We start from the raw sequence: 2,561 nt of genomic DNA, 5'->3' as shown, positions 1-2,561 counted from the left end.
AAAGCCGCCGCTGCCGCGCGCTGGTGCGGGCAGGCAAGCGACTACGCAGCTTCAGTCGGCGGCAAGCCGTGGCACTATTTGCTGATTCCGCACGATGAAATCACGGAAGCGCTGCACTTGCGTGATTTCCTACGGTTTGCGCGGCAGGCTGACAGCGACGCGTAGGCTACTCAGACATATTGGACAAAAAGAGCTGTTTTGGAGGACTTCGCGTCTATAGGACAAAAAAGGAGCTATTCACCTTTTGGCTGTAAGAAATAATTCTTTATAAACCTTACATTATTCATCTTTCTCACCCCGTGATGACACCCCAACTTGCGCTTTAAATCGGCAAACCGTCCATCCAACAGATTGGTGGTGTTATGGATGCTCAAAACAGGATGCGCCTCGAAGGTAAAGTTTCAGGCTCAGATACGCGCTTCTCAGTTTCTTATGCGGTGTAGTGCGATTCTCCCTTTCTTCGTTGACCATCCGCTTGTTGAGAAAGCTCTCATACTATTCAAACTATGCCTGCAAGGCGCTTTGAAAGCCTTCCTTGATGTTCTACTTTAGCGCTAGATGCTGTTTACAATTGGTCATAATTACGATGATTTTGTTCGTGGGTTGGGTTAGTGAGGTACGAGCGTAGCCCAACAATTTGACTCCACTTAAAGCCTTGTGCAGCGATTCTCAGCTCCTTTTTGTCCAATATTCCCGAAAATCCCCGCCATGCAGGCGGGGATTTTTCTGTACAGCCACCGCTACGACGCGGCGCAGTTCGGTCGCGCCGGATTGACGCGGATATCAATACCGTATTCGTCAAACCGTGCCAGCAGCGCTTCAATCCCCTCGCGTTCTTTCAGGGCAAATTCCGCCGGGTAGAGCGGCATCAGCGCGTAGAAGCGGATGGTCTCGCCGTCGCCGGTTTCCAGTTCGGCAAAGGCGGGCGGCAGACCGCGCGGCGGCAGTACCAGCAAGGCGGTAAATGGCGTTCCCGGCAGGGTTTGTGTCGCGTCTTCGTTGAAGGTCACGGTATGGCCGTAGTCCAGCCAGGCCTGCTGTTCGTGCGGCAACCGCGCCAGGATGCGCAACCACTGCGCCGGCCAGGCGCTGGCGGCGCCTTCTGCCTGCACGTCCCATTCCGGCGGCAGCGCCATCACCAGCTCCGCCCGGCGCGTCTCTCCGTCCGGGAAGGCCATCGGCAGGCTGCTCATGCCGCTGGTAATCAGCAGCTGGCAGGGCGGCGATGCCTCCGCCACGTGGTAGAGATGCACGCGCAGCGGCCCCGGCGACAGGTCATGCAATACGCCGTCAATCGCGCCCGCCGTTTGTTCGATATGCGCGGCGATTTCTTCGTCGTATAAATCGACGGTATCGTTTTCCGGATATTCGCCCGCATTATCCAGCGTTTCGCCGGTATGGGCGAAAAAGGATTCCATGTCTTGCAGGTTTTCATTGCTTAAATCTTCGATGATGTCTTCCAGACAGGCATCAATGTCTGCAAACATCAGTAACAGGTCTGTACTTTCGCCATCGGGCTCGCCGCGCACGGCGATTATTTGTCCACTTTTGCCCGCATCCGCCGGGGCAAAATCGAGGCAATAGTAATCGTCGTTGTCATTCTGGAAGATGGGCAATCGCTTTTCGTGAAAGAGGATGTTTTGCACGGCATCGCCGTCTTCGAATTCATTCAGCCGGACATTCGCCCATTCCGCGCCGAAGGTTTGTTGTACTTGTGTCTGTAACCGCGCCTGTACCGGGGCAATTTCCGCCAATGGCACGAGGCGGTAGGGAATGGCATTCAGGATTTCGCTTTCTTGTCCGCCCAGACGCAGATAGAGTTCGCGCAGGGTTTCCGGCAGGGTAATGTCATGCGCCGTTTCAAATGCGGCAATGGTTTCCGGGGTAGCGGGAGGATAGGCATAGTTTTCCAGCTCGTGCTCTTTGAGCCATTGTAAATAGCGGTCAATCAGGTTCATGGTTATTCCTTTTGTATAAGGGGATGGAATCATTCAGGCGCAATTATAGCAATCCCCACAAAGCCCTGTACGGCGTTGCTCCGCCTCGCCGTATTCCAGATACTGTCTTCGGCGGCGCGCCTTGTACAGAACTTTGTGAGTATCGCTATATATAAACGGGTTGAAATTTTTGCACACATGGCGGCAACCGGGCTGTCTATAATCCGACCCTCTTTTTCAGCATTGGGGATTATGATGCGTTTCCGCTTTTTTTGCAGCGTGTGCTGCGCCTTGTGCCTGGCGGGGTGTGCGCCGCCGCGCTGCTAGACAGTTTACATACACCTTGAGCGCTCAGGTGTATGTAAATGACAAAGGGCGTTTACCGCTCCGCCTGCAACCTTGCTGACAGTATCTGACACGCCCGTCTGCCATAATCGCCCTATCCAGCCGCAACCAAGGAAACCCCATGACCGCCACCCGTCGCACCTTGCTCAAAACTGCTGCCGTTTTATCCGCATTGGCGCACCCCGTCCTTGCCGCGCCGAACCGCGCCGCTTCCCCGTCAAACAGGAGCAATACCATGACCGCAACCCTGCATTACCAAAACGCCGAATTGTCCTACCA

1 protein-coding gene is annotated in these 2,561 nt (G+C 54.8%); it reads right to left on the bottom strand.

Annotated elements, in window-relative coordinates:
- Window positions 1-740: 740 nt before the first annotated feature.
- The gene (locus tag Q0349_RS00955) at window positions 741-1,958 is read right to left on the bottom strand and encodes a suppressor of fused domain protein (protein WP_298078897.1); all 1,218 of its coding nucleotides are present in this window, start codon (window positions 1,956-1,958) and stop codon (window positions 741-743) included.
- Window positions 1,959-2,561: the final 603 nt, after the last annotated feature.

It is taken from the genome of uncultured Cardiobacterium sp. (assembly GCF_938028185.1).
Lineage (GTDB): Bacteria > Pseudomonadota > Gammaproteobacteria > Cardiobacteriales > Cardiobacteriaceae > Cardiobacterium.
The sequence above is the reverse complement of the archived record's forward strand: the minus strand, read 5'-3'. Positions and strand labels throughout refer to the sequence as shown.